This window comes from Pseudodonghicola flavimaris (assembly GCF_030164425.1).
Classification (GTDB): Bacteria; Pseudomonadota; Alphaproteobacteria; order Rhodobacterales; family Rhodobacteraceae; genus Pseudodonghicola; species Pseudodonghicola flavimaris.
Genome location: NZ_JASNJD010000027.1, coordinates 37,145 through 60,355, shown reverse-complemented (window position 1 = coordinate 60,355; position 23,211 = coordinate 37,145). Strand labels below are relative to the sequence as shown.

At 59.3% G+C, this 23,211-nt stretch carries 24 protein-coding genes, 2 tRNA genes and 1 pseudogene; 9 read left to right on the top strand and 18 right to left on the bottom strand.

The features are described 5' to 3' along the window. Window positions 1–173 precede the first annotated feature (173 nt). A complete protein-coding gene (locus QO033_RS23200) occupies window positions 174–563 on the bottom strand; it encodes a DUF3768 domain-containing protein (protein ID WP_043754039.1) in 390 nt (129 codons plus the stop codon). Window positions 564–653: 90 nt separating this feature from the next. After that, a complete protein-coding gene (locus QO033_RS23195; protein WP_204114547.1) occupies window positions 654–1,577 on the bottom strand; it encodes an ArdC family protein in 924 nt (307 codons plus the stop codon). Between the two features lie 272 nt (window positions 1,578–1,849). On the opposite strand from QO033_RS23195, the gene QO033_RS23190 reads away from it, so the two are divergent. Next, a tRNA-Ile gene (locus QO033_RS23190) sits at window positions 1,850–1,925 on the top strand. A gap of 1 nt (window position 1,926) precedes the next feature. Further along, a tRNA-Leu gene (locus QO033_RS23185) sits at window positions 1,927–2,012 on the top strand. 163 nt (window positions 2,013–2,175) lie between these two features. On the opposite strand, the gene QO033_RS23180 is transcribed toward QO033_RS23185, so the two are convergent. The 6 genes from QO033_RS23180 to QO033_RS23155 all read right to left on the bottom strand — a co-directional run bounded on the left by QO033_RS23180 (window position 2,176) and on the right by QO033_RS23155 (window position 7,864). Continuing rightward, a complete protein-coding gene (locus QO033_RS23180) occupies window positions 2,176–3,684 on the bottom strand; it encodes an argonaute/piwi family protein (RefSeq protein WP_218394088.1) in 1,509 nt (502 codons plus the stop codon). After that, entirely contained in the window at window positions 3,681–5,156 is a 1,476-nt protein-coding gene (locus tag QO033_RS23175; protein ID WP_284483205.1) for an ATP-binding protein, read from the bottom strand. The genes QO033_RS23180 and QO033_RS23175 overlap by 4 nt, the downstream gene beginning before the upstream one ends. After that, complete coding sequence (locus QO033_RS23170; RefSeq protein WP_284483204.1) at window positions 5,114–6,469, bottom strand: SIR2 family protein; 1,356 nt, start codon at window positions 6,467–6,469, stop codon at window positions 5,114–5,116. Before QO033_RS23170 ends, QO033_RS23175 begins: the two co-directional genes overlap by 43 nt. 174 nt (window positions 6,470–6,643) lie before the next feature. Then, window positions 6,644–7,192 carry a GNAT family protein gene (locus QO033_RS23165; RefSeq protein WP_142494277.1) on the bottom strand — a complete coding sequence of 183 codons (549 nt, stop codon included), beginning with the start codon at window positions 7,190–7,192 and terminating at the stop codon, window positions 6,644–6,646. Then, on the bottom strand, window positions 7,182–7,496 hold the full coding sequence (locus QO033_RS23160) for a type II toxin-antitoxin system TacA family antitoxin (RefSeq protein WP_142494278.1): 315 nt from the start codon (window positions 7,494–7,496) through the stop codon (window positions 7,182–7,184). Before QO033_RS23160 ends, QO033_RS23165 begins: the two co-directional genes overlap by 11 nt. A 152-nt stretch (window positions 7,497–7,648) precedes the next feature. Beyond that, complete coding sequence (locus QO033_RS23155; protein WP_142494279.1) at window positions 7,649–7,864, bottom strand: hypothetical protein; 216 nt, start codon at window positions 7,862–7,864, stop codon at window positions 7,649–7,651. A gap of 1,018 nt (window positions 7,865–8,882) precedes the next feature. Here QO033_RS23155 and QO033_RS25340 point away from each other — a divergent pair. Together QO033_RS25340 and QO033_RS23150 are read left to right on the top strand one after the other, a co-directional pair. Beyond that, entirely contained in the window at window positions 8,883–9,239 is a 357-nt protein-coding gene (locus QO033_RS25340; protein ID WP_133357971.1) for a helix-turn-helix domain-containing protein, read from the top strand. Further along, window positions 9,239–9,802, top strand: coding sequence for an ImmA/IrrE family metallo-endopeptidase (locus QO033_RS23150; protein ID WP_204114544.1), 564 nt, complete (start codon window positions 9,239–9,241; stop codon window positions 9,800–9,802). The genes QO033_RS25340 and QO033_RS23150 overlap by 1 nt, the downstream gene beginning before the upstream one ends. 31 nt (window positions 9,803–9,833) lie before the next feature. On the opposite strand, the gene QO033_RS23145 is transcribed toward QO033_RS23150, so the two are convergent. The 3 genes and pseudogenes from QO033_RS23145 to QO033_RS23135 all read right to left on the bottom strand — a co-directional run. Further along, on the bottom strand, window positions 9,834–10,775 hold the full coding sequence (locus QO033_RS23145) for a DUF2971 domain-containing protein (RefSeq protein WP_204114543.1): 942 nt from the start codon (window positions 10,773–10,775) through the stop codon (window positions 9,834–9,836). Continuing rightward, window positions 10,772–11,377: an SMC-Scp complex subunit ScpB gene (gene scpB, locus QO033_RS23140; protein ID WP_204114542.1), complete on the bottom strand. Its 606-nt coding sequence runs from the start codon at window positions 11,375–11,377 to the stop codon at window positions 10,772–10,774. The genes QO033_RS23145 and scpB overlap by 4 nt, the downstream gene beginning before the upstream one ends. Next, window positions 11,374–11,622: pseudogene (locus QO033_RS23135) on the bottom strand (DUF1403 family protein); the annotation flags it as partial. The gene scpB and the pseudogene QO033_RS23135, both read right to left, overlap by 4 nt. Before the next feature lie 158 nt (window positions 11,623–11,780). Between QO033_RS23135 and QO033_RS23130 the strand changes: the two are divergent. The 4 genes from QO033_RS23130 (at window position 11,781) to QO033_RS23115 (ending at window position 15,589) form a co-directional block, all read left to right on the top strand. Next, window positions 11,781–13,394, top strand: coding sequence for a Mu transposase C-terminal domain-containing protein (locus QO033_RS23130; RefSeq protein WP_107817728.1), 1,614 nt, complete (start codon window positions 11,781–11,783; stop codon window positions 13,392–13,394). Between the two features lie 12 nt (window positions 13,395–13,406). After that, entirely contained in the window at window positions 13,407–14,288 is an 882-nt protein-coding gene (locus tag QO033_RS23125) for a TniB family NTP-binding protein (RefSeq protein WP_067267035.1), read from the top strand. Continuing rightward, window positions 14,285–15,136 carry a TniQ family protein gene (locus QO033_RS23120; protein ID WP_082852112.1) on the top strand — a complete coding sequence of 284 codons (852 nt, stop codon included), beginning with the start codon at window positions 14,285–14,287 and terminating at the stop codon, window positions 15,134–15,136. Before QO033_RS23125 ends, QO033_RS23120 begins: the two co-directional genes overlap by 4 nt. A gap of 69 nt (window positions 15,137–15,205) precedes the next feature. Then, window positions 15,206–15,589, top strand: coding sequence for an enoyl-CoA hydratase-related protein (locus QO033_RS23115; protein ID WP_067264167.1), 384 nt, complete (start codon window positions 15,206–15,208; stop codon window positions 15,587–15,589). An 18-nt stretch (window positions 15,590–15,607) separates the two neighbouring features. Here the strand turns inward: QO033_RS23115 and ugpC are convergent, their stop codons facing one another. From ugpC to QO033_RS23085, 6 genes are all read right to left on the bottom strand, one after another. Continuing rightward, window positions 15,608–16,714 (bottom strand): sn-glycerol-3-phosphate ABC transporter ATP-binding protein UgpC, encoded by a 1,107-nt coding sequence (gene ugpC, locus QO033_RS23110; RefSeq protein ID WP_067264170.1) that lies wholly within the window; start codon window positions 16,712–16,714, stop codon window positions 15,608–15,610. Continuing rightward, complete coding sequence (locus tag QO033_RS23105) at window positions 16,711–17,454, bottom strand: tyrosine-protein phosphatase (RefSeq protein ID WP_067267189.1); 744 nt, start codon at window positions 17,452–17,454, stop codon at window positions 16,711–16,713. The genes ugpC and QO033_RS23105 overlap by 4 nt, the downstream gene beginning before the upstream one ends. Beyond that, on the bottom strand, window positions 17,454–18,317 hold the full coding sequence (locus tag QO033_RS23100) for a carbohydrate ABC transporter permease (RefSeq protein WP_067263926.1): 864 nt from the start codon (window positions 18,315–18,317) through the stop codon (window positions 17,454–17,456). Before QO033_RS23100 ends, QO033_RS23105 begins: the two co-directional genes overlap by 1 nt. Next, the gene (locus tag QO033_RS23095) at window positions 18,307–19,242 is read right to left on the bottom strand and encodes a carbohydrate ABC transporter permease (RefSeq protein WP_082852031.1); all 936 of its coding nucleotides are present in this window, start codon (window positions 19,240–19,242) and stop codon (window positions 18,307–18,309) included. The genes QO033_RS23100 and QO033_RS23095 overlap by 11 nt, the downstream gene beginning before the upstream one ends. 62 nt (window positions 19,243–19,304) lie before the next feature. After that, window positions 19,305–20,618, bottom strand: a complete 1,314-nt coding sequence (locus QO033_RS23090; protein ID WP_284483203.1) for an ABC transporter substrate-binding protein — start codon at window positions 20,616–20,618, stop codon at window positions 19,305–19,307. 45 nt (window positions 20,619–20,663) lie between these two features. Further along, the gene (locus tag QO033_RS23085) at window positions 20,664–21,506 is read right to left on the bottom strand and encodes a metallophosphoesterase (protein ID WP_067264461.1); all 843 of its coding nucleotides are present in this window, start codon (window positions 21,504–21,506) and stop codon (window positions 20,664–20,666) included. A gap of 167 nt (window positions 21,507–21,673) precedes the next feature. Between QO033_RS23085 and QO033_RS23080 the strand changes: the two genes are divergently transcribed. Beyond that, window positions 21,674–22,012 carry a TetR/AcrR family transcriptional regulator gene (locus tag QO033_RS23080; RefSeq protein WP_067264464.1) on the top strand — a complete coding sequence of 113 codons (339 nt, stop codon included), beginning with the start codon at window positions 21,674–21,676 and terminating at the stop codon, window positions 22,010–22,012. 59 nt (window positions 22,013–22,071) lie between these two features. On the opposite strand, the gene QO033_RS23075 is transcribed toward QO033_RS23080, so the two are convergent. Beyond that, a protein-coding gene (locus QO033_RS23075; protein ID WP_371931096.1) for an IS3 family transposase occupies window positions 22,072–23,198 on the bottom strand; the annotation gives its coding sequence in 2 pieces (ribosomal slippage) (window positions 22,072–22,928 and window positions 22,928–23,198; 1,128 coding nt in all). Window positions 23,199–23,211 lie beyond the last annotated feature (13 nt).

Here is a 23,211-nt window from a genome sequence, read left to right as displayed (position 1 = left end):
GTCGGTCTTCGAACAACCTCAGACTACGAAGAAGCGCGATGGCCGCCAGCCCGGCCGCGCGCTGCGCTACGCCAAGGGCTTCGCGCGCGGCCTCTTACACCACCCCACGGGGCACTACCCTTTCGGAGGGTCAGCGGGCCTGTCGGTGATGTAAGGTTGGGGTGCGGCCTGCCCTACCAGTCGCGCGCCATCATGATGGTAAGAACGCGCATGGTGGTTTCTGGATTGTCGGGAGCCTCGGCGCCGTAGCGGAAGTCGGAACCGGCCTCGTAGAGGTCAATTTTCCAGAACACAGTCTCGCCGCGGATCGTCACCGCCCCGAAATCGTGCCAGCCGTCAGGGTCATTGTCGGGCTCGAATGTATCGAACGCACCGGTGGCCTTCACGGCTTCCGTCACGAAACCATCGCCGGCCTCGATCAGGGACTGGGTCACGACGAGGCGGCCCTGGATCGCCTGATCCGGGGCGATGCCCAGACAGGCAAACCTGCGGAAGGCATCGTTATGGGCGGCGATGACGGTGGCGTTCGGTCGGGGATACTCTGCGGGTTCGGCATGGCTCATGGGGCTGTCCTTTCGGGATGTGTTGAAACCACCAGACCCAAAGCCAGCTTTTCCTTTCACACGCCCTACCAGCCCGGACAGCCTCGGACGTCATGCGGCCTGTTCCCCCTGCCCCGCCTCCGACACGGCGACGAGATAGTCGCAGGCGCGCTGCGCGTCCGCCGCATGTTTGAAGATCGCCCGCTTGTCTGAGCGGAGCACCCGGACCCAGTTGCTGAGATAGGCCGCATTCAGCTCCAGCGTATGCGCCGAAAACCCCAGCTTCTGACCCAAAAACACCGTACAGAGCTCGGCCACAATCTCTTCGCGGGCATATGCCGTGTTCCCGAACCGAGCGTCGCCATAGCTTCGGTTCAACCGATGCCGGGGTTTCGTCCAGTGACCCAGCTCATGACCCCAGACGGCGTAGAAATTCCGCGGGTTCTCGAAGAGCTCGATCGGGGGCATGTAAATCTTGTCGAGGTTCGGGACATAACATGCTTCCCGACCAGAGAAGCTGACATTGGCACCGATTGCCTCGAAGAAGCTCTGCATATGCGGGATCGGTGCGCGTTCGGGATGAACTTCCGGTTCGGCCGCAGCGGGATGGAAGCGAGGGTCCAACCCCTCGATCTGATCGGCGTTGAAGACGCGGTAGGATTTCATGAAGGGGATGGTTTTGGGGTCTTCGGTTTCCGCCTCCCCGCCGTGGGCGCTTTCGACCTGTTCGCGCTCGGCCGTTCCGTAGTAGACGACCACCGACGATTTCGAGCCCTTGATGACTTTCGCATCGAGCTCGTTCGCCTGCCTCAACGTCATCCAGTAAGGCGAGGCGTATCCGGCCATCATGGTGCGCATGGTCAGCAGGAAGTTGTTGACGCCCTGATAGGGTTCGCCGTTCTGACGGAGCGGCACGGAACTGCCGCCGACGGTCCAGGGCTTGCGCCAGGGCAGCACGCCCCGGTCGATGATCTTAATGAGTTCGTTGGTGATCGATGCCGCGGCGTCGAACTTTGGCTTGCTGGATTTGGCCATGATGATCTCCGATGTCTGGTAAGTGTGCAGACCCGGAGGTACCGTTGGGGAAACACCCTTGGTGGGGACGGCAGGGTCCGTCCAGAACCCTGCCAGACCCCCACCCCGTGACTCTGGATCCGGCAAAACCCAAAGCTTGCTTTTACTTTTTTCATATCACTGACACGAAGTGCCTTTCGGCATCCGTCCAGCGGAAGCCCAGAAATCTCGCCAAGCTGACGCTAAGACCCTTGAGCAAGACACCGAATTCGCTCATTCAGTGATCCCCACGTGCCTCGGTAGCTCAGCGGTTAGAGCTGACCGCTCATAACGGTTAGGTCGCAGGTTCGAATCCTGCCCGAGGCACCACGCGGACATGGTGGAATGGTAGACACCGGAGACTTAAAATCTCCTGCACAATCGAGCGTGCGGGTTTGAGTCCCGCTGTCCGCACCAGAATCGGCCCCGCAACGCTGCAGCACTTTTCGAACCCTCAAAAAGGCTGGCCAACAGGCGGCCTGCAAAGACGTTCAGGTCAATAGGAGGAGCCATTTTCGTTACCGTGCTCGGAGTAGTCCACGAGCATTGAGACTAAGGAAAGCAAGTATCCGTCGGGCTCTCAGACGAAGTAGCGAAATGAGGTCTCGCCCGGCTCAGCGTCTCCGAACTCGTCAAGGATGCCGCCGACTCGACGCGCGAACGACAAAGTCACGGGCCACTTCCCACGAATATCAGCCGTATTCCAATTCATGCGAGTGAGATTCAATACGTCTTGAGCAGCCTCAGTCTTACTACCACCTGACTGCATTCGGATTTCAAACGGCTGCGGAACATGAGGGCCAGGATACGTACCCAACTCGGGCATGAAGCCTGACGTGAATAAGAAGGAGGTACCAGAATTGATAGTGCAAAGTGTTCCGACATTCGGAGGATAGACCCCCAGCCTCAACAGACGCAAACTGCTCGGAACCAGCGTCACGAGATCAACAATGGGGATGTCAGTTAGTGCCGCCTTAATACCCGCAAGTTCGGCGGCATCGAAATATGTGGTCTTGTGCATTACCACTCGTACCGGTGGACCACCCGCACGCGTTGCATATTCCGCCACGATATCTTTTGAGAGATCGTATGCTTGCTCTTCGGAAAGGTGAACATTGCGGCTCTGATCGGGTGTGGCTGGTACGCCATCACCCCGGATTGCAAATCCTTCTCCCTCGCTCGAAAAAGCCTGCGCCAAACTGGATTGAACAATGTGGCGCTTGGTTGTTCTCAGGTGATGGAAAGATATTCCAACAAAGCACGTCTCAGGCCCCGTTTGGGGCAATCGCCATGGAACTCCACCCGCTTTGTAGTAGACACCAACTGAAAAGTTCCATGCTCTGGTTGCAGCATCTTGACCACGAGGCGTGTCCTCAAGAAGGTTCCGGGTGACCATTTGTATCGGAAGCTTGGCTCTGAGCGCACGCGCTTTAAGTGCATGGCGCAAGTCTCTCTTCAGAAAGTCCTCTTCCGTCTGCTCGACTTCTTCAAATAGATCAAACAAATCAAGTTGACCATTGGCCCGAGACTTTCGAATTATAGCTGCAGCTTTCTTTTCCTCGGTTGTCGCGCTTCGCTCTACAGAGTGGGACTTCTTTAGAACCTCGTCTGGCATCGCCATTATGACCAAGTCAGGTCGATTGGAGTCGCGAGCGGCAAGGCTATCCAATGCATCAGCGTAAGCGTCCAGCACCTGCTCGAAGCGGCGGAATGGATCACTGATTGCGAGCGCAGTGCCGAGTTTGTCGCCTACCCCGCCCTCGTCTAGCCGAACAGTCCAACTGTCTTTAGTCACCAGTGCGCTGTGGAACGTCTCTTCGAAACCAGGAAACATCCGTCTCAGTTGTGTTTCGCCTTCCAAAACTGGGATCGGGTTCATGCAGCGCTCTAACCAAGCCCTAGTGAGATCGATCATCCATTGCGGGCCAATTATTCCGACGCCAATCTTCTGCTTCCTTGAAGCCGACCCAAAATGGAGGTCGAATGGCCCCGCCTGTGCCAGTCCTACCTTGGGATCCGAAACCGAAAGAGCACCACCAAATTGAAGGTTTGGGGGCGCCAACTCTTTGACTGACAGCTCTAGCGTCATTGGCCATCGTCCCCACTATCATCATCGGGAACATCTTGTGCTGCATCAACGTCGTCAATCGCTGCAAGATCTTCCAACTCTTGATCAGCCTCCAAAACCCTCCGTTCCAGTTCGTCCTCAAGGGTTCGACCATCACCAAATGCTGTCGACTTATAAGCAATTCCGGGGAACGCACTGTTGAGTAGTACTGTTGGCGCATAATCCGAAAGCGTGTTCCTCGTATCAGGTTTCAAGGCAAACACACCTTCAGCCTCCTCGGACAAACATGCCATCCAGAAAGTCACATCGTGCATCACACTTGGATTAAAGTCTCGGGCAGCCCTTTTTGTCGAAAGAATATTTATTCTATCTCTTCCTAAGTACCGGCGATTGCCGTCGCGAGTGAAGACGTAACCCGGGTTGATAAAGAGACCCCAGTCAATCCCAAAGGCCATCAAGGAGTATGTGAAGGCCTTATGTTCGTAGTAGAGAAGATCGTCAGAATCTCGCCTTGTACGAGCCTTCACAATGGTTCTCGTAGCGCGCTTCACGCGTCCCTGATAAGTGATTTTTCTTTCAGGCTCGTCGGTTTTGGGGAAGTGCGCCCGGCGACGATCCTCGTCAACAACCAGGCCGATTGCCCTTAGGTGTTCGTTCAACAGCTCATGCAGTAGCCTACGCATGATGTTCAAACCATTTCCCTGCTCAAAGAGCTCTGGGATTGTCAGTTCTTCGATGTCTCCATCGTCAAATGGCGTTACATAGTCACTTGTGATCCGCTCCAGATCGTAAAAACTAAAGAAGCGCCCATCTTGGACATATCCTGGAGGAACTGGAAGATCTCCGGCGCTTTTCCGAAGCCCTGATGCTGATCGCGCGGATGTACCGGCGTGCCAAATCTTTTCCGGCAAACCAACAAATTCCAAAAGATTTGTCGTGAACCGTACTGTTTCAGACTGATCTGCTACCGCCGTGCGAGTAATTTCATCTACTGCTTCTGGTCGGGCAAAAATCAGTACCTTAAACGCAGAATTCTGCTCCATCGGATAGAAATGCACATCACCATTATTGTCGATTGTGTATTGAAGCATGTCGGCTAGGCCTGAGCCGCGCCTTTCCATTTCGTTGCTACCGTAAAAGAAACTCGAAATGACTGGGTTTCGATAGCCCTTCAAAACACCCCGCGAACCTCCGCGTACAAGGCTCTCAATCGACTCTGCGCCGGTCCGTAGCGCGACTTCATCTATGAGACCCCCTGGACTTACCGTTTCAATCTCAGTCGGTGAAATCCTGATTTCTATTGGCGCTTCAACCGCATAATCCCGATGCACTAGTGCATTCACAATCATTTCATGGATAGCCAACGGATGATAGGGAGTTACTTGGCGGGATTTTCCATCTTTCAAGAGAAACGGCGAATTGAGGAGAGCGATCGTCTCCTCAAGTGTGTTTAGCTGGTTCCAAAGAGTACCACCAATTTCTCGCTCAACCAAAAAACGTCAGCCTCGCCGGTGTCGATGAGATCAGCGTCATCGCCGAAGGCTCCGCGCAGCCATGATTCCGGACCTACAATGGTTAATTTGACCATTGCCTGGGCGAGGCGCTTGTTAGGAGTTCGAGCGAACATGACCCAAGCAGCGAGCGTAGGCGCCGAACTTTCCGGATCACCTTCAGTTTGATGCAGGAGCTTCTTAACAACCGCGCGTTCTTTGACCCAATCAGAGTTAAAGCGCTCAGGATAAGGTTCGTAGTGCTTGTCGGCGTACTGCTTCAACCGCTGGAAAAGAACCTGTTCATCCAGATCTTCGAACCGCCCGGATTGAAAAGGGCGCATGTCCAAAGGAAGAGAACTCGGGGCGCTGACCGGCCCAAGTTGTTTCAAGGGAGTCTGCCGAGCAACGAGTTGCTCCAGCAGGTCCGTCTTCAATAGTTGATCGAAGCCATCAATTGGAACCCGATTGAAGTTTGAACCAATCTTGTCCGCAAAAGATTGTACCAGAGGCGAGAGGGATTCGCCTATGCTGCGCTTCATATCGCACCAGAAGACCCCGTTTTTGAACCCATTTGCATAGTCAATTTGGTTTTCAAGAAGGTCTTTCATGACCGATGGCTCCATTCCGCGATACCCAACTACAATCAATGGGTGATCACGCAAAAGAGGCTTGATATGCTCGACGGTCTCTTGGTCCAACTTCAATACATCTTCGGCCAAATTCTTGTCGGAGTAGTGCTCAACCGATCCATGGATGTGGATTAACTGCGGGTTTGCTGGCGACGTTTTGAACTGGACCCAATCCGACGCAGTGCGGATCTTGACCAAGAAGGGCGGCACTGCTTCAAGAACGGCCGCTCGATCAATGCAATGATCAAAGTTTGTCGTTAGAACCGTTGCAACCCAACCGTTGTCTAAAATCCGTGCTAGCGCCCGATACCCCTGTCCGGGCTTCACACCACGGCTGATAAGTTGCTCGAAGAACTCTCTTCGATCCTGTCCAATTCCCAAAAGGTTGTCGATCGCAACAGGGTATTGGTCGGGGAGACCAACCCCCCGTTTGAACCAAGACTGCTGTTCAAGCCAAGGTATCCAATCAGAATCAACGACGCCTGGGTCCATCGGAGACCGACCATGCGACTTACAGTATGCCCACTTCGCTGCGCGGTTCACTGTTTCACCGGCCGCTGGCACACCGGATGTAACGGAAGCCCCTGCTCCTAGCAACAGAACCGGCTGGCGGTGCTCGGCGAGCAGTGTTTGCAGGCGTCCAACCTCTGCATGTCTAATTGATGATAGAACCTTGCTGTCCATCTGCTCGAATCGTGTTGTTTTGGTTTTGTTAGTTTATTATGCGGAACAAATTCAGAACATGCTAGACTGTTCACTGTCGCAAACCATAGGGTCAGAATGTCTTAGTCACTTTCCTTTGAGTTCAGATTTTTTGCATTCGCGTCATGCACATGACTTTCGGCGCCCAATGAGCGATCAACCGGACAGCGCCCGCACTGTCTGGATCGGCATGAACAGGCGCAACGGCTGATCTGGCAACGGGGTAAAACCGAACGCCTCGTAGTATGCTTTTCGGCGCGCCACGATTTCGGGGTTTCCGCAGTCGAACACATCGAGAAGGACGGCACAGGTTCCAATTTCGTCTGAGACGCGCCCAATCCGGTTGAGCGCATCGGCAAGCAATGCGCTGCCCAAGCCCTTTACCTGCATCGTTTGATCGACGCCGATCATGGAAATGAATGCAGCTGGCAGCATGCCATGCCTTGGCGCCTTCCTGGCCAGCTCATCAGGCATGTCTTCCGCAACAACCGCATGCATGTTGATCCCGTAGAACCCAAGGGTTCTACGGTCATCGTCTAGCACGACCCAGATCCGGACGACATCAGCCTTGGACCCCTTCTTGGCCGTCAACTTCAGGTAATTGTCGATCTGGGGGACACCACAGGAAAAAGCCGTTCGATCCTGGCTCTTGGCATCGAACGGCTCGATTGTGAACTTGGCGTCTACGGCGGCGTCAGTCGGCATTCGCGATCAGCGTCTCGCGCAATGCAAAAGCCTGCTTCAGCCGATTATTCGGCTTCGGAGGATTTTCGAGCGCGCCAAAGAACGCAGCACGATCCGCCTCGCTCTCCAACGCCGTCAACTTATGAGCTTCAATCGTCGTCTGCGCGGCCTTGTATGCAGCGCTCACAACAAAGGAGCTTACCTCAACACCGCTCAAGGTTGCTGCGCGACTGATCGCATCCTTCACCGAAGGCTGTGTACGCGCTTCCAGCCGAGCGCTCTTGGGCTCGTCGACAGCGACAGTGCTATCCTCAAACGCCAACATGGTTGCCTCCTTGATCCGAAACGACGTCAAGCGGCAAGATGCCACTCACACGCAGCTATGTACGGCATATCGTCGTACATGTCAAGTGTACGGCGAATTTCCGTACGCTAAAACAAAGCCTGACTAACACGTTCTCTGGGCGAGAGGCAAACTCACTTTTCTCGAACGGTCGTACCCGGGTTCGCCTTGCCATGCTTTGCCGTCACGAAGCGCCCGGAAATTGCGCTCCGATAGCTGCCACCGGTAGAACCACTCTTGCCAGGCGCTTCTTTTACCGTCGTGCGCGGATGTGACTTCCCATAAGCCTTTGTCACGTACCGCCCCGATTTCGCGCCGCGATAGCTCCCGCCGTTGCCTTTGCCTGCCATCTGAATTCTCCTTCTCAAGTCTGGCGTGTTATTGGGTCCCTCCGAGGCGGAGGGCTGGTTGGGTTCCAAACAAACCGAAGAACCTCCGCTGGAGGCCTGCGGGTCTTCATTGCAAAATCCAGTAGCTCAGAACCGGAGGTGTTCTTCTGGTCAGATGACCGACAGCACTGGGCGTATTTCCCGAATGGATGTTCACATCCGCAAAACTCATCGTCGCCGAGTTCGAGCAGTCTCTCAGCTGCAATCGGCACAGATTGCCGGCCGGGCCATTTTCCGTATTTCTCGAGGTAGAGATGCCGCACGGCCCAGAGGCTATATAGGTCGAGCAGTCCGGTCACCGAACCGCCGGGAAGCCATGTCTTGTCTCGCGGCTCGAATGCGCAAATCGAGCCATCGGGAAAATTCGTATGCCTCGGCCCGATCCATGTTTTACTGACAGCAGTGGTCCAAAAGCCCCAGGCTTGAACCGGCCTTCTGGTGGTATAGGGAAGTTGAATGGCAAATGCGGCTCTTCTACCTAGGCCTTCGATCAGATCGCTCTCAGCGAAGAGCCACATCTGCCTTTCTTGAGGAAACGCGAGCAGACCCGGGTACGCGTCCCGGCATTCCCCTATGCCTTCCGCATAGCGAGACCGTAGTCCTGGCTGGACGAACGGTGCTCCGGAATCGGGCGCCCGGGATTGTCCGGTCGTCCCTTGCCCTCCGGCGGTCCGTTCCCACGGTCGGGTTGCGGATCGTGTCGATTGGTGCCGTGCATCAGCTATCTCCTGGCCCGAAGGTTTCAAGACAACCGAGGAGCTGTCGGGCCGAATGACCCCCCGATTGAACACGGTCGGCAGGATGCCAGCGTCGAGGCCCAAGCCGATGGCCTTCAGGTCGTCCTCGATGCTCTTCCTCATATTGAACCGCCCCATTTGCCGCAGTGTCTGTGCTTTACGGATTCGCAACAGCGTTGCTATAATGAAATCCTGAAACAACACATACGGGGCCAAAATGAAAATTGCAAGAGTCGAACACCATGCCTAGTGTGCAATTCGACGGGAACGGCTTCTACGCCGCGTTGGACGCGGTACGGGAGGAACGGAAGCTCACCTGGAGAAAGGTTGCAGAACAGTCGGGGGTGAGCGCTTCATCGCTCACGCGGATCTCGCAAGGGAAGAGACCGGATGTAGACAGCCTAGCATCTCTGTGCTCATGGGCGAAACTGAGCGCCGACGATTTCATGCGCGCGCACGACAGCAGTCAGAATGGCGAGCCCTCGTCGTTGACCAAAGCACTGATGTTGTTCCGCGCAGACCCAAACTTAGGAAAAGAACAGGCAGACGCTCTCGAGCGCATCATTCAATCCGCATATGAGGGCCTGAGGACGCACTGATGGCACTAAGGCGGGGCTTCAAGACCGATGCGGAATGGTACGCTCAGGATGTTCGACGCGAACTCGGCATCCCTGAAACCGGAAAACTGTGCCCATGGAGCCTCGCAAAACACCTTGAGCACATCGTTGTTGATCTTTCGTCATTCCAGAAAGAGCACCCACTCGACGTCGCACGCCTTCGGCAATGCACAGGCGCAAAGGGATTTTCTGCAGTCACCATTCACAAGGGTACTGCACGGCTTGTGATCTTGAACGATGGCCACGAGAAGCCACGTCAAACGGCGGATCTTGCTCACGAACTGGCACACGGACTCCTTCATCACGTCCCGCTGCCTTTGAGTGATGAAACTGGTGTACGCATGTTCAATGCCCGAGATGAAGAGGAGGCGCATTGGCTGGGACCAACCCTGTTGGTTCCAGGTCCCTCCGCCCACGCGATTGCGAGACAACGCCTTTCGATTGAAATGGCGGCAGCGCAGTATGGTGTGAGTAAGGAGTTAATGCGTATGCGGTTGAACATATCTGGCGCGTTTAAGCGTGCTAAAGCGGCAGGCTGGCGTTGACGTCTTATCACGTCCTCGCATAAACCTCCGCCTAGCTCGAGCTGTCTCGATCGAGGCTTTCAAATGCCTCGTATAAGGATAGGGATCGCCTGGGCAGGGTAGCCAACATCTCATCGACATCGAGCGCATATCGGTTCAGTAGGAAGGTGTCAGGTTTTCGGCGGATCTCGTAAAATTTCACCGTCGTGGGCCGATCTTCCAACGCCCTAACGACAGCATATTTGACTGCCAGCGGGCACCTCATCCCGAAGACAACCTCCTCCAATTCGATCGGAGAGTCCTGTGCACCACGTCGACCGATAAGCCGCCATTCTTTCTCGTAGCGCCAGTCCTGAGCTTTCTTCAGAAGCACAGCGTCGTCGACGACCTGGCGGGCGCCGCGATCACCATCTAACATCGCGAGAACCATACTGGCCGCGACCATACTGCTGCCACCGTACTTGATCTTGAAGACCTTGTTGGCGGCTTGTTCGGGCAGCGAGTACCCTATGGCGAGGCCTCGGTGCTGATCGCCGTAGTGGCTCCACATCAATGGACAATTATTGCGTTCGGCAAGGGACACGATGCCACCATCGTATCGACGGAGCAGTTCTTGCTGGATGGCTTGACCGAGAAGGAAGGCAACCGGGTTCTCCAATCGCAGATCGGGATCTGTCGCGTTGTACCGGATATTAGAAATGATCTGCTCCGCCTGACGCCGGCTAAGCTTTAAGATGTGATCACGTGTCTTCGGCCCCCTGTATCGTATCGTCGAAGCTGCCGCACTCAACTCGCCGTGCACGCGATGCTCGATCAGTTTGATCAGCATGGTTTCCAACTGATCTTCAGCCAAATCGATCTCGATGCTTGGCTTCGTGTCCAAAGGATCGTTGAAGGTACTGGGGTCAGCGAAATAGAGTTGGTCTTCGACCAAGCCGCTGAGCGTTCTGTCCGAAAACGCCCGATACTTGTAGAGTCGACGGGGGGTTTTCAACTACTTTCACCTCCTAGTTCGAGCTCCGGCAGGTCCCGTAAACTCTGCAGGTCGAACGTCACCAGAAACGTTTCGGTCGTCACGAAGGTATGCGGCGCTCCGGGACGCGGCGACCTGGGTCCGCTCGTAATCAGATCCTTGTAGCGCAGCCGGGCCAGCAGATCGCGGCTCACCTCCTTGCCGAAGATATCCGCCAGGCCCGCCCGGTCGATCGGCTGGTGATAGGCGATGGCGCAGAGCACCCCCATTTCCATCTCGGTGAAGGCCAGCGACTGCTCGCCGAGATCGGCCGCCGCCTTGATCGCCTCGGCGAACTGCGGTCGCGTCCGGAACATCCAGCCACCGGCTACCTGCGTGAGTTCATAGGGGCGGCCTCCCAACTCGGCCTGAATATCCTCGATCAACAACTCGACCGAGGCCCCCTGCCCCACCACGCGCGCCAGATCCTCGCGCCCGACCGGCGACGCACTTGCGAACAGAACCGCCTCGATCCGCCCCATCCATTCGCGCCAGCGCAACTCCGGCGGCAAGTCGTCCAGCTCCCGGTCAAAGGCAGCGCCGCCCTCATCCGCCGGTTTCCGTTTCCTGGTCGCTGTCGTCATGATGCGATCCCGTAGAGTCGGAAACTCGGCCGTCCGGTCAATTCCCGGGCCACGCCCAGCTCGACCAGCCGGTCGCAAAACCGCCGCGCGGCGCGATCGGTCATCGGAATCGAGGTCCCGCGAATTCTTGGAGACAGCACCGACGCCGGGGCCACGGCATCCTCGGTCAGGAACAGGTCAACCGCTGCATCTGACCCTTTCGCCCGCAGCTTCGGCGCAACGGTGCGAAGCGTGTACGCACGACGGGTGTCACTTAGCACTTAAAGATGATAATCTGATCTTCCTTATTTCAATGACTTAGCTTTGCCCCTAAATGTGAGAATTGGCACTTAAATTAATAATGGAGACTGGACTTTAGCCCTTAATTCGATAATTGTGGCTCCGATTTTGTCGGGTTCTCATTGTGACCGAACCACTTCTATACGAGATAGACGACGCCGTGTGGGCAGAAGCCTGTCGCCGTGCGGCTGCGATCCGCAGATTCCTGGAATCCAGTTCCGGTGAGTCAACAGTGGCCGCTATTGCCGATCTTGCCTCCGAACTGCAGGTCAGCCAAGCGACGACCTACCGTTTGCTGAGGCGGTTTCGGGCGGACGGAACTGTCATGTCGCTCGTTGAGACCAAGCGCGGACGCCCGACGGGCCATCGCGCTTTGGATGCTCGGCGCGAGGAGATCATCGAGAAGGCAATCCGCACGTACTATCTGAAACCGACCCGGCCACCGGTCTCGCAGCTGGTGCGGGACATTGAAACGGATTGCGCTTCGGCAGGATTGAAGTCGCCGCATCGCCGAACGATCGAGCGGCGGCTGGGCGACCTGGACCTGCGCCACCGGGCGCAGCGTCGGGGCGAAACGCGGACCGTAAAAGCAACGACGGCGGTCCCGGGAACACTGAGCACCTCCCGACCCCTCGAGATTGTTCAGATCGATCACACGAAGGCCGACATCTTTGTCGTCGATGAGGAAACCCGCGAACCAATCGGACGACCGTGGCTGACCCTGGCCATGGATGTCTTTAGCCGTATGGTGACGGGCTTCTACTTGACCATGGATGCGCCATCCCGGCTTTCGACGAGCCTATGCCTGCTGCATTCGGTCTATGACAAGACGGCCTGGCTCAAAGCGCGCGAGATCGAAGAGCCCTGGCCCGTGGCCGGCCTTCCCGACCGGGTGCATGTGGACAATGGCGCGGATTTCCGGAGTCGCGCGTTCAAACGTGGCTGCGAGAATGCAGGCATTGCGATCGACTGGCGACCGCCGGGTACGCCGCGCTTCGGCGGACATATCGAGCGTTTGATCGGCACCCAGATGGGACGGCTGCACCTGTTGCCCGGTACGACCTTCAGCAACGCTCAGGACCTCGCGGAGTATGATTCAAGAAAACATGCGGCGCTGACCCTGCGCGAGTTGGAGCGCTATATCGCCCTCGACATTGTCGGGTCCTATCATCAATCCATCCACAGCTCGCTGAGCCGCCCTCCCCTCGCCGTCTGGTGGGACCATGAAGGCGAGATCCCTCTGCGGCTGCCTGAGGATCGATTGCAGTTCTGGGTCTCTTTCCTGCCGGAGCAGGAACGGACCTTGCGTCCAACCGGCATTCACCTGTTCGATCTGCGCTACTGGTCAGCCGCACTCAGCGCCGATGTCGGCCGGACTGAGCGGCGGCTTCTCGTGAAGTATGATCCGCGTGATATGTCGCGTGTGTTCGTGCGGCGGCCCTCAGGCAACTTCGTCGAAGCCCGCTACGCGGACCTGACCCTGGCACCCATTTCCCTGCACGAGGCTTTGACGGCGCGTCGCACCCTGCGTGAGAAAGGGCGGCGTGAAGTCGATAGCCGCGCGGTTGTGAGGACCGCACTCGAACAGCGGAAGTTGGTTGATGAGGCCGTAAACAGAACCGCTGCCGTGCGGCGCGGCAAAGCTCAGCCGAGGCGTGCCGACGACCTCCGGGATACGGGCACGCTCCGTGGTGTCGACTCCAGCAAACCGGTGCCTTTTGTTGAGGACACCGAATGAGCTGGAGCCATAATGACGAACGATCACCCTCATCTTACCGCCGACGCGGCAGCCCTGCTGTCTGAACCCCAGGCGGGACGCATTCGCGCCATCAGGTCCCGCCGTTGGGTTCTCTACCCTCGCGCAAAGCAAGCCCTCGATCGCCTCGAGGCGCTCCTTGATCATCCGAGAGGTTCCCGCATGCCGTCTGTCGCGATCTATGGCGACAGCGGGATGGGCAAGACCATGATCATGCAACGCTTCCGCGATCAGCATCCGCCACATCTTGATCGCCGTACCGGGATTCTGAAGACACCGGTCCTGGCCATGGAAATGGTTAGCCGCCCCGGCGAGCGGCGCTTCTATGGTGAACTGCTTTCCCTCCTCGGCGCACCCCAGGCACCGCGGGCCGATATTGCTCAGATGGAACAGGCGACGCTGCGGATTATGAAGGCAATCGGCACCCAGGTTCTGGTCATCGACGAGGTCCACAACATCCTCGCCGGGACCTATCGAGAGCAACGTATCGTGCTCAACATGCTGCGCTTTCTCAGCAATCGGCTCCAAATCTCACTGGTCTGCTTCGGCGTGAACGACGCCCGGGAAGCCATCGGCGGTGACGTTCAACTTGCGCGACGCTTCGAGCAACTCACCCTGAACCGTTGGGCCGCCAACGAAGACTTCGAGACGCTGATCGCGTCGATCCTGCGCAATACGCCATTGCGGCGACCCTCTGTGCTGACGCCGAAATCCCTGCGGCGCATTCTGCAGATTACGGACGGTATCACGGCGAACATCTTCCAGATGCTGGGCAGTCTTGCGATCGAGGCTATCGAGAGCGGGACCGAACACATCACCGACGGCGCCGTCGAGGCTTGGGTGCCTGCATTTGATGCCGAAGCGGTCTTCGCATGACGGGACCCCTGCCCGTCACCTTGCCACCTCTGCGCGGCGAAGTCCTGTCATCCTGGATCAGTCGCCACGCGGACTTCTATGGCGTCACGCCGTTGACCATGTTGCGCCATGGATTGCCGGATGCGACATCCCTTGAGGCAATCGATTTTTCCCTGACCAACGCCCAAGCGAACCGGATTGCGGGGATGTTCGGTGTCAGCCCGCAACTTGTACGCAGCCTGAGCTTCGCGGGTGCCCCCAAAGCGGCTCACCGGTTCATCGCCAAGAGTCCAATGCAGCGTTGCGGGCGGTGCACTCAAACCGATGTCAGCCCTCCGCCAATTCTTAGAAGCGAATTGCAGGGGTGGCGGATCACTTGCTCGCACTGTGGGGAACCCTACCAGGACAAGACCACCAGTGACGGCGAACGGACGCTTGAGCCATATCGCGCGGCAGCACGTCGCGGTGAGACCTTGTTGAACAACCACGCAGAGCGCCGCGTGGAAACATGGCTGCCACCTCTGGAGATCGCGCGGCTTCTGCTCATGCGCCGCATCCCCTGGCCGCCCCCGCGTGACGGCGATCTCTGGCGCTACCGGCTCCTCGGCGCCATCGTCCCCGATTTCGATGCCATACTGGCCAGGGAGACTTCGTTTCCACATTCGCCAAAACACCCCATCCTGCCACTCTGCATCCGACCCGCGCTCCTGGCAGGCGTGGCGATCATTGACCGCGCAGGGCCACCGATGCTGAAGATGCTGCACGGGCACATGATGGGCGAGAACAGAAAGCGCTTTGTCATGGCGACAGACCATTTGGTAAGCCCGGCGATCGAGTGGGGACCACCCCAGCAGTTCCAACTGATATGAAACCCGGGCCAGATGATTCTCAGCTTAAAGTGCCAAAAATCTTCAAATCGACCGCATTCTCACATTTAAGTGCTAAGTGACAAGAGCGCGTATTTCCAGGACACCCATGCCAAGATCGGGCTGCTGCCGGGCTGGGGCCTGTCGCAGCGCCTACCGCGGGTCGTCGGGCCGTCGACGGCGAAGGAAATCTCCCTCACCGCCCGCCGCGTGCCTGCGACAGAGGCTGCTTCGCTTGGTTTTGTCACGCGGGTCGTGCCGGATGACGCGCTGGCCAGTGCCGCGCGCGAGGTGGCCGAGGGGATCGCGCAATGGGACCCGGCCCACATCGCACGGATCAAGGCGCTGATGGACGACGGCTATGCCCTGCCGCTGAGCGACGCGCTGGTGCTGGAAGTTGAGCGCGCCGCCGACCTTAACCGACAGGTCAAGATCGGCGGTCCAGGTCCGGCGTGACGGCAATCGCGCCCCGAATCAGCTGACGAATTCGGGGCCGACGTTCGACGTGGCCATACCGGTGCGGTCGGTCCGCCTGCCGTTGAGTGGGTCGAACAGGTGAAGCGCCTCTGCTGGCCAGTCGAGCCACGCCAGCATGTCTTCGCGCAGGGTGGTCGACTTGGGCAAGGTGGCGGCCACGGAGTCGCCCGACGGCATCCGGCAATGGGCCAGCCGCGCGGCGCCGAAATCCTCGATCAGCTCGATCCGGACTTGGACCTTGCCGGTGGCGGGCGAGAGGGAGACATCTTCGGACCGCAGCCCAAGGATCGTGTCGCCGGAGGCCCGGACGCCCGGCAGGTCGATCCTATGATCCTCCGCGCCGGTCAGATGACCAACACCATCGGCGATCCGGACGGGAAACAGCGACATCGCGGGCGAGCCAATGAAGCTGGCGGCGAAGGTCGTAGCGGGGTGGGCGTAGACCTCGGCCGGGGAGCCGATCTGTTCGATCCGGCCGCCGTTCATGACGATCAGCAGATCGGCCATGGTCATCGCCTCGACCTGATCATGGGTGACGAAGACCGAGGTTGCACCAAGCTGACGGTGCAGGCGCTTGATCTCAAGCCGCATCTGTACCCGCAGCTTGGCATCGAGGTTCGAGAGCGGTTCGTCAAACAGAAACACATCCGGCTTGCGCACGATGGCCCGGCCCATGGCGACACGTTGCCGCTGCCCGCCGGAGAGCTGCGCGGGACGGCGGTCCAGAAGCTCGGAGAGGCCGAGGATGCGGGCGGCTTCCTCGATCCGGGTCTGACGCTCGGGCTTGGGCAGGCGGGCGATCTTGAGCGGATAGGCGAGGTTCTCGGCCACGGTCATATGAGGATAGAGCGCGTAGTTCTGAAAGACCATGGCGCAACCCCGGTCCGAGGGTTCGATATCGTTCATCAAGTGATCGCCGATCCGCAGCTCTCCGCCGGTGATCTGCTCCAGCCCCGCGATCATGCGCAGCAGGGTGGACTTGCCGCAGCCCGACGGGCCGACGATAGCGGCGAAACAGCCATCCGGGATCTCGGCGTTCAGGCCATGAACCACCTGTTTGCCGTCATAGGATTTGCGGATGTCGCGGATGCTGACACCGGTCATGCGGTTGCCTCCATGTCGATGATACGGGCGCAAAGGGCGTCGACCGTCGCAGGCGTCAGGCCGATCCGGTCGAGATAGGGGTGGATGCCGCCGTAGGTCGCGTCCAGATGGGCCAGCAGATGCAGCATCGACTGCGGGTCGCTGCCCAGCACGGCGGCGGCAATGGCCGGGTCGGTGCCTTGTTCCAGAACATGTGCCTGAAGGCCGTCGATGATCGGCTCCAGCAACTCGCGCGTCATGGCATAGTCGGTGGCGATGGTCTCGGCATCCACCCCGCCAAGCGCGAGCAGCAGCGCGGCGATCAGCCCGGTGCGGTCCTTGCCGGCGGTGCAGTGGAACATGACCGCGCCATCGGGGGCCTCGGCAATCGCGGTCAGGGTCCGGGCGATGGCGTCGTGCCGCTTGTCGAGCGCCTGGGTGTAGAGCGTGCGCAGCACCTGATCTTCGGGAATGTCGTGGGGGATCCGCAGGCTCTCGAACAGCGGAATCTGAAGGTAGATCACCGCCGGATGGTCAGCAAAGGGGTTGGGGAAGCGTGCGTGTTCCGCCGCGTGCCGCAGGTCGATTACCGTAGTGAGCCCCATGGCGTGCAGCTGGTCCATCGCGGGGCCGTCCAGCCGGTGCAGGCTGTCGGCGCGCAGGATGCTGCGCCAGCGGGTGCTGCCCTGCGTGCCCGGATATCCGCCGAGGTCACGGATGTTATAGGCCCCCGGCACGGAAAGAATTCGGTCGAATTTCATCAGCGCAACCCCGATTTCATAAAGGATTGAATGACCTGCCTTTGCAGGACCACGTAAAAGATCAGGATCGGCAGGCTGGCCATGGTCGAGGCGGCCATCAGCGGACCCCATTGCGTCCCTTCCTGCGTGATGAACATCTGGATGCCGATCTGGACGACCGAATTTTCGGCCGTGCGGGTCAGCAGCAGCGGCCAGAAATATTCGTTCCAGGTCGAGATGAAGATCAGGATCGCAAGCGAGGCGATCATCCCGCGGAGGTTCGGCACGATGATCCCCCACAGAACCCGCCAATGTCCAGCCCCGTCCATGCGCGCGGCCTCGAGCACCTCTTTCGGGAAGGCGCGGATCGACTGGGTCAGCAGCATGATCGCCAGCGCATGGGCGAAATGTGGCAGGACCAGCGCCGTGACCGTGTCCAGAAGGCCAAGCCGGGCGACCAGCAGGTAGTTCGGGATCATCACGACCTGCAACGGGACCAGCCATGTCAGCGCGACCAGCCCGAAGACCACCCAGTCCAGCCGGAACCGGAAGCGTGCGAAGGCATAGGCCGCGAGCACCCCGGTCAGAAGCTGGATCACCGTGACGGAGGCGGAGACGACAACCGTGTTCCACAGCATCGCGCCCATGGGGATCGACTGAAGGGCCTGGGCGTAGTTTTCCAGCGACGGGGCCGTCGGCCAGAGCGTGCCTTCGAAGATGCGGTTGGCGGGCCTCAGGGAGCTGACGATCATCCAGTAGACCGGGAAGACGCAGATGAGCGACAGAAGGATCATGGCCGCATGGCCCGGCAGCATCCGGGTCGCGCCCGCGCGGCGGACAGCCCGGCGGCGCGGGACGGCGAAGGTCGCGGTTTCAGCTGTCATGGAAAGAATAGCGCTCCATCAGACGCAGCAGGAGGAAGGCGAGGGCGCCGAAGCCGAGGAAGAGGATCATCGCGGCGGCGGAACTCCACCCGACGGAGAGGGAGGAAAACCCGAACTCCCACAGCAGGTAGTAGATGTTCGTTGTCGCGCCGAGCGGGCCGCCTTCGGTCAGGACGTGGATATAGGAAAAGCTCCACTGTGCGCCCAGAAGGATTGTCATCATCACGAGGAAGAGGATGGTCGAACTGAGCAGCGGCAGGCGGATGTCGCGGATGATCTGCCAGCGGGTCGCGCCGTCCATCCGCGCGGCCTCGACCAGCGAGGGGTCGATATTGGCATTGGCGGCCGACAGGATAAGGGTCGCGAAGCCGACGAGCTTCCACCCGGTGATGAAGATGATCGTCCAGATGGCGATATCGGGGTCGTTCAGGAACTGGACGGGTTCGAAGCCAAGCGCCGTGATCCCGACATTCACCAGCCCGTGCCCGGGGTCGAGCAGCCAGCGGAAGACAGATGCGGCGACCACGGGGGCGATGATCATCGGCAGGAAGATCAGCGCGCGATAGATGTTGCGGGCGCGGGGCGGCAGATCTTCGGTCCAGATGGCGATGGCCAGCGGCACGAGCACCGAAAAGGGCAGCATCCCCAGCATGTAGATCGCGGTATTGCCAAGCGCCTGCCAGAGCTTGGGCAGGGCGAGGATGTTTTCGTAGTTCTTCCAGCCCACGAAAGTCTTGGGTGCGAAAGGGAGCATGTTCCAGTCGTAGAAGCTGAGCCATGCCGCCTGCACAAGCGGCGCGTAGATCCAGATGACGAAGGTGGCAATCGCCGGGAAGAGGAAGAACCAGGGCAACGAAAGGCGCCCGATCTTCAGGGATCGGCGCGGCTGTGCGCGGGCAGGGGTGTGGATATCGGCGACGGTCATTTCGGCTCCTCGAAGGAACGGGGGCGGATCGGGCCGACCCGGGGGCCGACCCGAAGTTCAGGTCAGCTTCCGGGCATCATGGCCTGGGCTCGGGCTTGCGCGCCTTGCATGATCTCGGCCACGTCGCCGTCGCCAAAGACGGCTTGCTCGGCGGCCTCCATCAGCGTTGCGGCGACTTGGCGATAGCTGGTGCCGGGGTACGACCGCCACGGCTCCATCCGCTCAAGCTGGGCGAGGTTCGGGCGGACCAGCGGGTTCGCATCGACCCAGTCCTTCAGATACTCCGGATCGTCGACGATGGCGGTCCGCAGCGGCAGGTAGCCAATCTTGGAGGTGATGATCGTGTAGCCCCGTTCGGAGGTGAGGAACTTCATCAGCTCCCACGCCGCGCGCTGCTTGACCGGGTCCTGAGAGAACATGACCAGCCCGCTGCCGGAATTGGTCGGCGACGCGGGACGCTCGCCAAAGCCCGGCATCTGCGCGGCGCGCAGTTCATAGTTGCCTTCGGCCTGGCTCAGCAGGTGGTTCTGCAGGCCAGATGAGTCGATGTACATCGCAAGCTTGCCCGCCGCCATGCTTTCCAGCGCCTCCCCGCGAGAGATATTGCCGTAGACGCCCGCATCCTTGAGACCGCGCAGCATGGCGACTGCCTCGATGGTCTCGGGCCGGTCAAAGGTGACGGCCGTGCCCGCATCGTTTATCACGCTGCCGCCGTTGGACAGGATGACGGATTGCAGCAGCCAGTCGTACGGGCCGACCTGCACGCCGATGATGCCGCCGGCAAATCCGTTGGCCTCGGTCTTGTCCTGAATGGTCAGGGCGTAGTCCTTGACCTCTTCCCATGTCTTGGGTGGCTGGTCGGGGTCCAGCCCGGCCTCACGAAAGAGGTCGGCGTTGTAGAATACCATCGGGGTGGAGAAGGTATAAGCCAGTGCATAGGTCTTGTCGCCGACCTTGCCGAGGTCGAGGCCCGAGGGGACCATGCCCTCCACATGCGCATCCCAGTCGGCCTGTGGCACGGCCTGATCAATCGGCACGGCGCCCAGCTGCTGCCCGGCGTAGGCGAGGTCCGAGAAGATCACCTGCGCGACATCCGGTGGACGGCGGGCGGCGATATCGGTCTGGACGCGGGTGCCCATGTCATTGACGTTCACGCCGACGCCCTCGACCTTGATCATCGGGTTCGCGGCCATGAATTCTTCGATCAGCTGAACGGTCGCGTCGTGACCCTGCCCGGCGGTGGCGAGGTTGTAGTTGTAGAAACTGATCTCGACCGGTTCGATGATCTCGTCGGCCATTTGCGCCCAGACGGGGCCGGTGGCCATGGTGGCAATACCAAGCGCAAGCAGCGCGCGGCGGGATAGGGGGAAGGTCATGGTGTCTCCTGTCGGTTTGTTTGGGTGTGGTCGCGGGCCTGAGGATCAGCCCACGACCTCGGCGGCGGGTTCGGACATCAGGCGGGCGGCGTCTTCATGGCTCATCGCCATTACGGTGCGGCCTTCGGAGGGCTGGGGCAGGAAGTTCACGGTCAGCCCGCTGTCGCGCAGGGTGCAGACCGAGAATCCGGTGCCGTCGGTGGCTTCGATCGCCATGTCGCTGAAGGGCTGCATCCGGGAGTGGTGGCCGTTGCCGACAAAGACCGGGACGCCGTTCCAGATCGACACGCGGTCCTGATGGATATGGCCGCAGAAGAGGCCCAACAGGGGCCGTCCGCTCAGGACCTTGCGGAGCTTTTCGGTATCTTCGGCAGCGAGGCATTCAAAGGCCGGTTCGTCTGCACCCATCATCGGCGGGTGATGCAGGACGACCACCTTTGGCAGGTCCGCGTGACGGTCGAGCGCGGCGGCCAGCCATTCAAGCTGCGCGTCCTCAAGCGTGCCGTGGATCTGATCCGGGGTCGAGCTGTCGAGAACGATGACATGGACCCCCGCGATGACCGCCTCATGATCGTAAGGCGCGTCCAGATCGGCGCTTTCGCCCAGCATCTCGCGCCGGAAATCGGGGCGGCTGTCGTGGTTGCCAAGGGCAAAGAGGGTCGGAATATCGACGTCGTCCCAGATCGCCCGCAGGCGCTGATAGGCGACCGGGTCTTCGTTGTTGGTCAGGTCGCCGCTGACGATGATGAACTCGGGCCGGTCGGGCAGGGCGTCGATCCGGGCAAGCGCGTCCCGCAGGATCGCGGCCGTGTCGGAATAGAGGTGCGGTTCGTCAACATCTGGGTTCGACATGTGCAGGTCGGTGAGGTGAACGAAGGTCTTTGGCATCGCGGGTCTCCTTGGGCATGCCTTTCCTGATCGCGGCCGGTGGCCGCGGCGGGATGGCTGGGTCTGGCTGTTGTCCGGTGAGGCCGGAAAGGTCCGGGACTCACCGCTTGAGTTCGGGTTTTCCATCGACTAGCGTGACTATGTGACAACTGAATGAAGGTTCATTCATGAATTTGGTCAGGGCAGAAAAACCGCGCGGCGACGACAAACGGGCGCGCATTATCAAGGCAGCGGGAGAGCAGTTCGTCCTGTCCGGCCTGCAGGGTCCGATGTCGGAGATCGCCGAACGGGCGCACGTGGCGATCGGATCTCTGTACCTGTATTTCAAGTCGAAAGAAGAGTTGATCAAGGCCGTCTATGCCGATCTGGCCGCCGAGATGACGGCGTTTCTGGTCCGCGAACCCGCCCCGGACGAGCCTCATGAAGAGCGGGTGAAGCGTTACATACGGGACTACCTCGATTTCATCGCGATGGATCCGGATCGGGCGAGCCTGTTCGGTTACTGAAGTGGTCCTATCATTTCGGACAGGTTTGCAGCGTTTCTAAGGTGTATCGGGTTTAGGTTTCATGCTGCTTTTTGCTTTTCCAAGCCTGCCCAATATGCGTCGTCTGGCGTCCGCCGATCAAGCCCGGAATGGGGCCGCTTGGTGTTGTAGAAGGCCATCCAGTCCTTAACGACGCGCCGCGCCTGGAAGCCGTCGGTGATTTCCTCAAGGTAGATGGCCTCTTGTTTCAGGCTTCGCCAGAGGCGCTCGATGAAGATGTTGTCGAGGTAACGGCCGCGCCCATCCATCGAGATGCGCACGCCTGCCTCGGTCAACGTCGCGATCCAGGCTGATCCCGTGAACTGCGACCCTTGATCCGTATTCATGATCTCCGGTGGGCCGTGTTTCGCGATGGCCTCGTTCAGAGCCTCGACACAGAAGTCGGCATGCATCGTGTTCGACAGCCGCCAGCTGAGCACCTTGCGCGTGGCCCAATCCATGATGGCAAGCAGATACAGGAAGCCGTTCTTGACAGGCACGAAGGTGATATCCGCACACCAGACCTGGTTGGGTCGGTCGATCTGCATTTTCCTCAGCAGATACGGATAAACCGGGTGCTGCGGATGCCGCTGGCTGGTTCTGGGGCGCTTGTAGATTGCCTCCAGCCCCATCTTCGCCATCAGTCGGCGCACGCGATGGCGGCCCACGACGGTGCCTTCCCGGCGCAGATAGGCCGCGATCTGGCGTGACCCGAAGAACGGATACTTCGTGAACACGCGGTCAATCTCTTTCATCATCGCCAGCGTCTCGGCATCAACACCGACCGGCGTGTAGTAGAACGCCGACCGGCTCAGGTTCACCAGCTTGCATTGCCGGCTGATGCTCAGTTCGGGATGGTCGCGCTGGACCATCGACCGTTTCTTTGCCGGGCTCACCTCTTGAGCCCTTCCGACAAAAAATCGTTCTCCACCGCCAGCCTCCCGATCTTGGCGTGAAGCTCCTTGACTTCGGCTTCGGTCGGGCCGCTTTGCTTGCCGCCCGAGAATACGTCCGCCATGCCCTCGATGGCCTGCCGCTTCCACGTGCTGACCTGGTTAGGGTGCAGCTGATGCTTCGCCGCGATCTCCTGCACGGTCTTGTCGCCACGCAGCGCTTCCAACGCCACCTTGGCTTTAAACTGGTCTGTAAAGTTCCGGCGCTTCGCCATTCTCGTATCCCTT

Excerpts from the sequence above, each read along its gene's own strand:
- QO033_RS23125 (WP_067267035.1), top strand. The coding sequence starts at position 13,407 with ATGACGAACGATCACCCTCATCTTACCGCCGACGCGGCAGCCCTGCTG.
- scpB (WP_204114542.1), bottom strand. The coding sequence starts at position 11,377 with ATGACGACAGCGACCAGGAAACGGAAACCGGCGGATGAGGGCGGCGCT.
- QO033_RS25340 (WP_133357971.1), top strand. The coding sequence starts at position 8,883 with ATGCCTAGTGTGCAATTCGACGGGAACGGCTTCTACGCCGCGTTGGAC.
- QO033_RS23170 (WP_284483204.1), bottom strand. The coding sequence starts at position 6,469 with ATGGACAGCAAGGTTCTATCATCAATTAGACATGCAGAGGTTGGACGC.
- QO033_RS23085 (WP_067264461.1), bottom strand. The coding sequence starts at position 21,506 with ATGCCAAAGACCTTCGTTCACCTCACCGACCTGCACATGTCGAACCCA.
- QO033_RS23095 (WP_082852031.1), bottom strand. The coding sequence starts at position 19,242 with ATGACCGTCGCCGATATCCACACCCCTGCCCGCGCACAGCCGCGCCGA.
- QO033_RS23100 (WP_067263926.1), bottom strand. The coding sequence starts at position 18,317 with ATGACAGCTGAAACCGCGACCTTCGCCGTCCCGCGCCGCCGGGCTGTC.
- QO033_RS23180 (WP_218394088.1), bottom strand. The coding sequence starts at position 3,684 with ATGACGCTAGAGCTGTCAGTCAAAGAGTTGGCGCCCCCAAACCTTCAA.
- QO033_RS23165 (WP_142494277.1), bottom strand. The coding sequence starts at position 7,192 with ATGCCGACTGACGCCGCCGTAGACGCCAAGTTCACAATCGAGCCGTTC.
- QO033_RS23090 (WP_284483203.1), bottom strand. The coding sequence starts at position 20,618 with ATGACCTTCCCCCTATCCCGCCGCGCGCTGCTTGCGCTTGGTATTGCC.
- QO033_RS23120 (WP_082852112.1), top strand. The coding sequence starts at position 14,285 with ATGACGGGACCCCTGCCCGTCACCTTGCCACCTCTGCGCGGCGAAGTC.
- QO033_RS23155 (WP_142494279.1), bottom strand. The coding sequence starts at position 7,864 with ATGGCAGGCAAAGGCAACGGCGGGAGCTATCGCGGCGCGAAATCGGGG.
- ugpC (WP_067264170.1), bottom strand. The coding sequence starts at position 16,714 with ATGACCGGTGTCAGCATCCGCGACATCCGCAAATCCTATGACGGCAAA.
- QO033_RS23200 (WP_043754039.1), bottom strand. The coding sequence starts at position 563 with ATGAGCCATGCCGAACCCGCAGAGTATCCCCGACCGAACGCCACCGTC.
- QO033_RS23160 (WP_142494278.1), bottom strand. The coding sequence starts at position 7,496 with ATGTTGGCGTTTGAGGATAGCACTGTCGCTGTCGACGAGCCCAAGAGC.
- QO033_RS23105 (WP_067267189.1), bottom strand. The coding sequence starts at position 17,454 with ATGAAATTCGACCGAATTCTTTCCGTGCCGGGGGCCTATAACATCCGT.
- QO033_RS23150 (WP_204114544.1), top strand. The coding sequence starts at position 9,239 with ATGGCACTAAGGCGGGGCTTCAAGACCGATGCGGAATGGTACGCTCAG.
- QO033_RS23080 (WP_067264464.1), top strand. The coding sequence starts at position 21,674 with ATGAATTTGGTCAGGGCAGAAAAACCGCGCGGCGACGACAAACGGGCG.
- QO033_RS23195 (WP_204114547.1), bottom strand. The coding sequence starts at position 1,577 with ATGGCCAAATCCAGCAAGCCAAAGTTCGACGCCGCGGCATCGATCACC.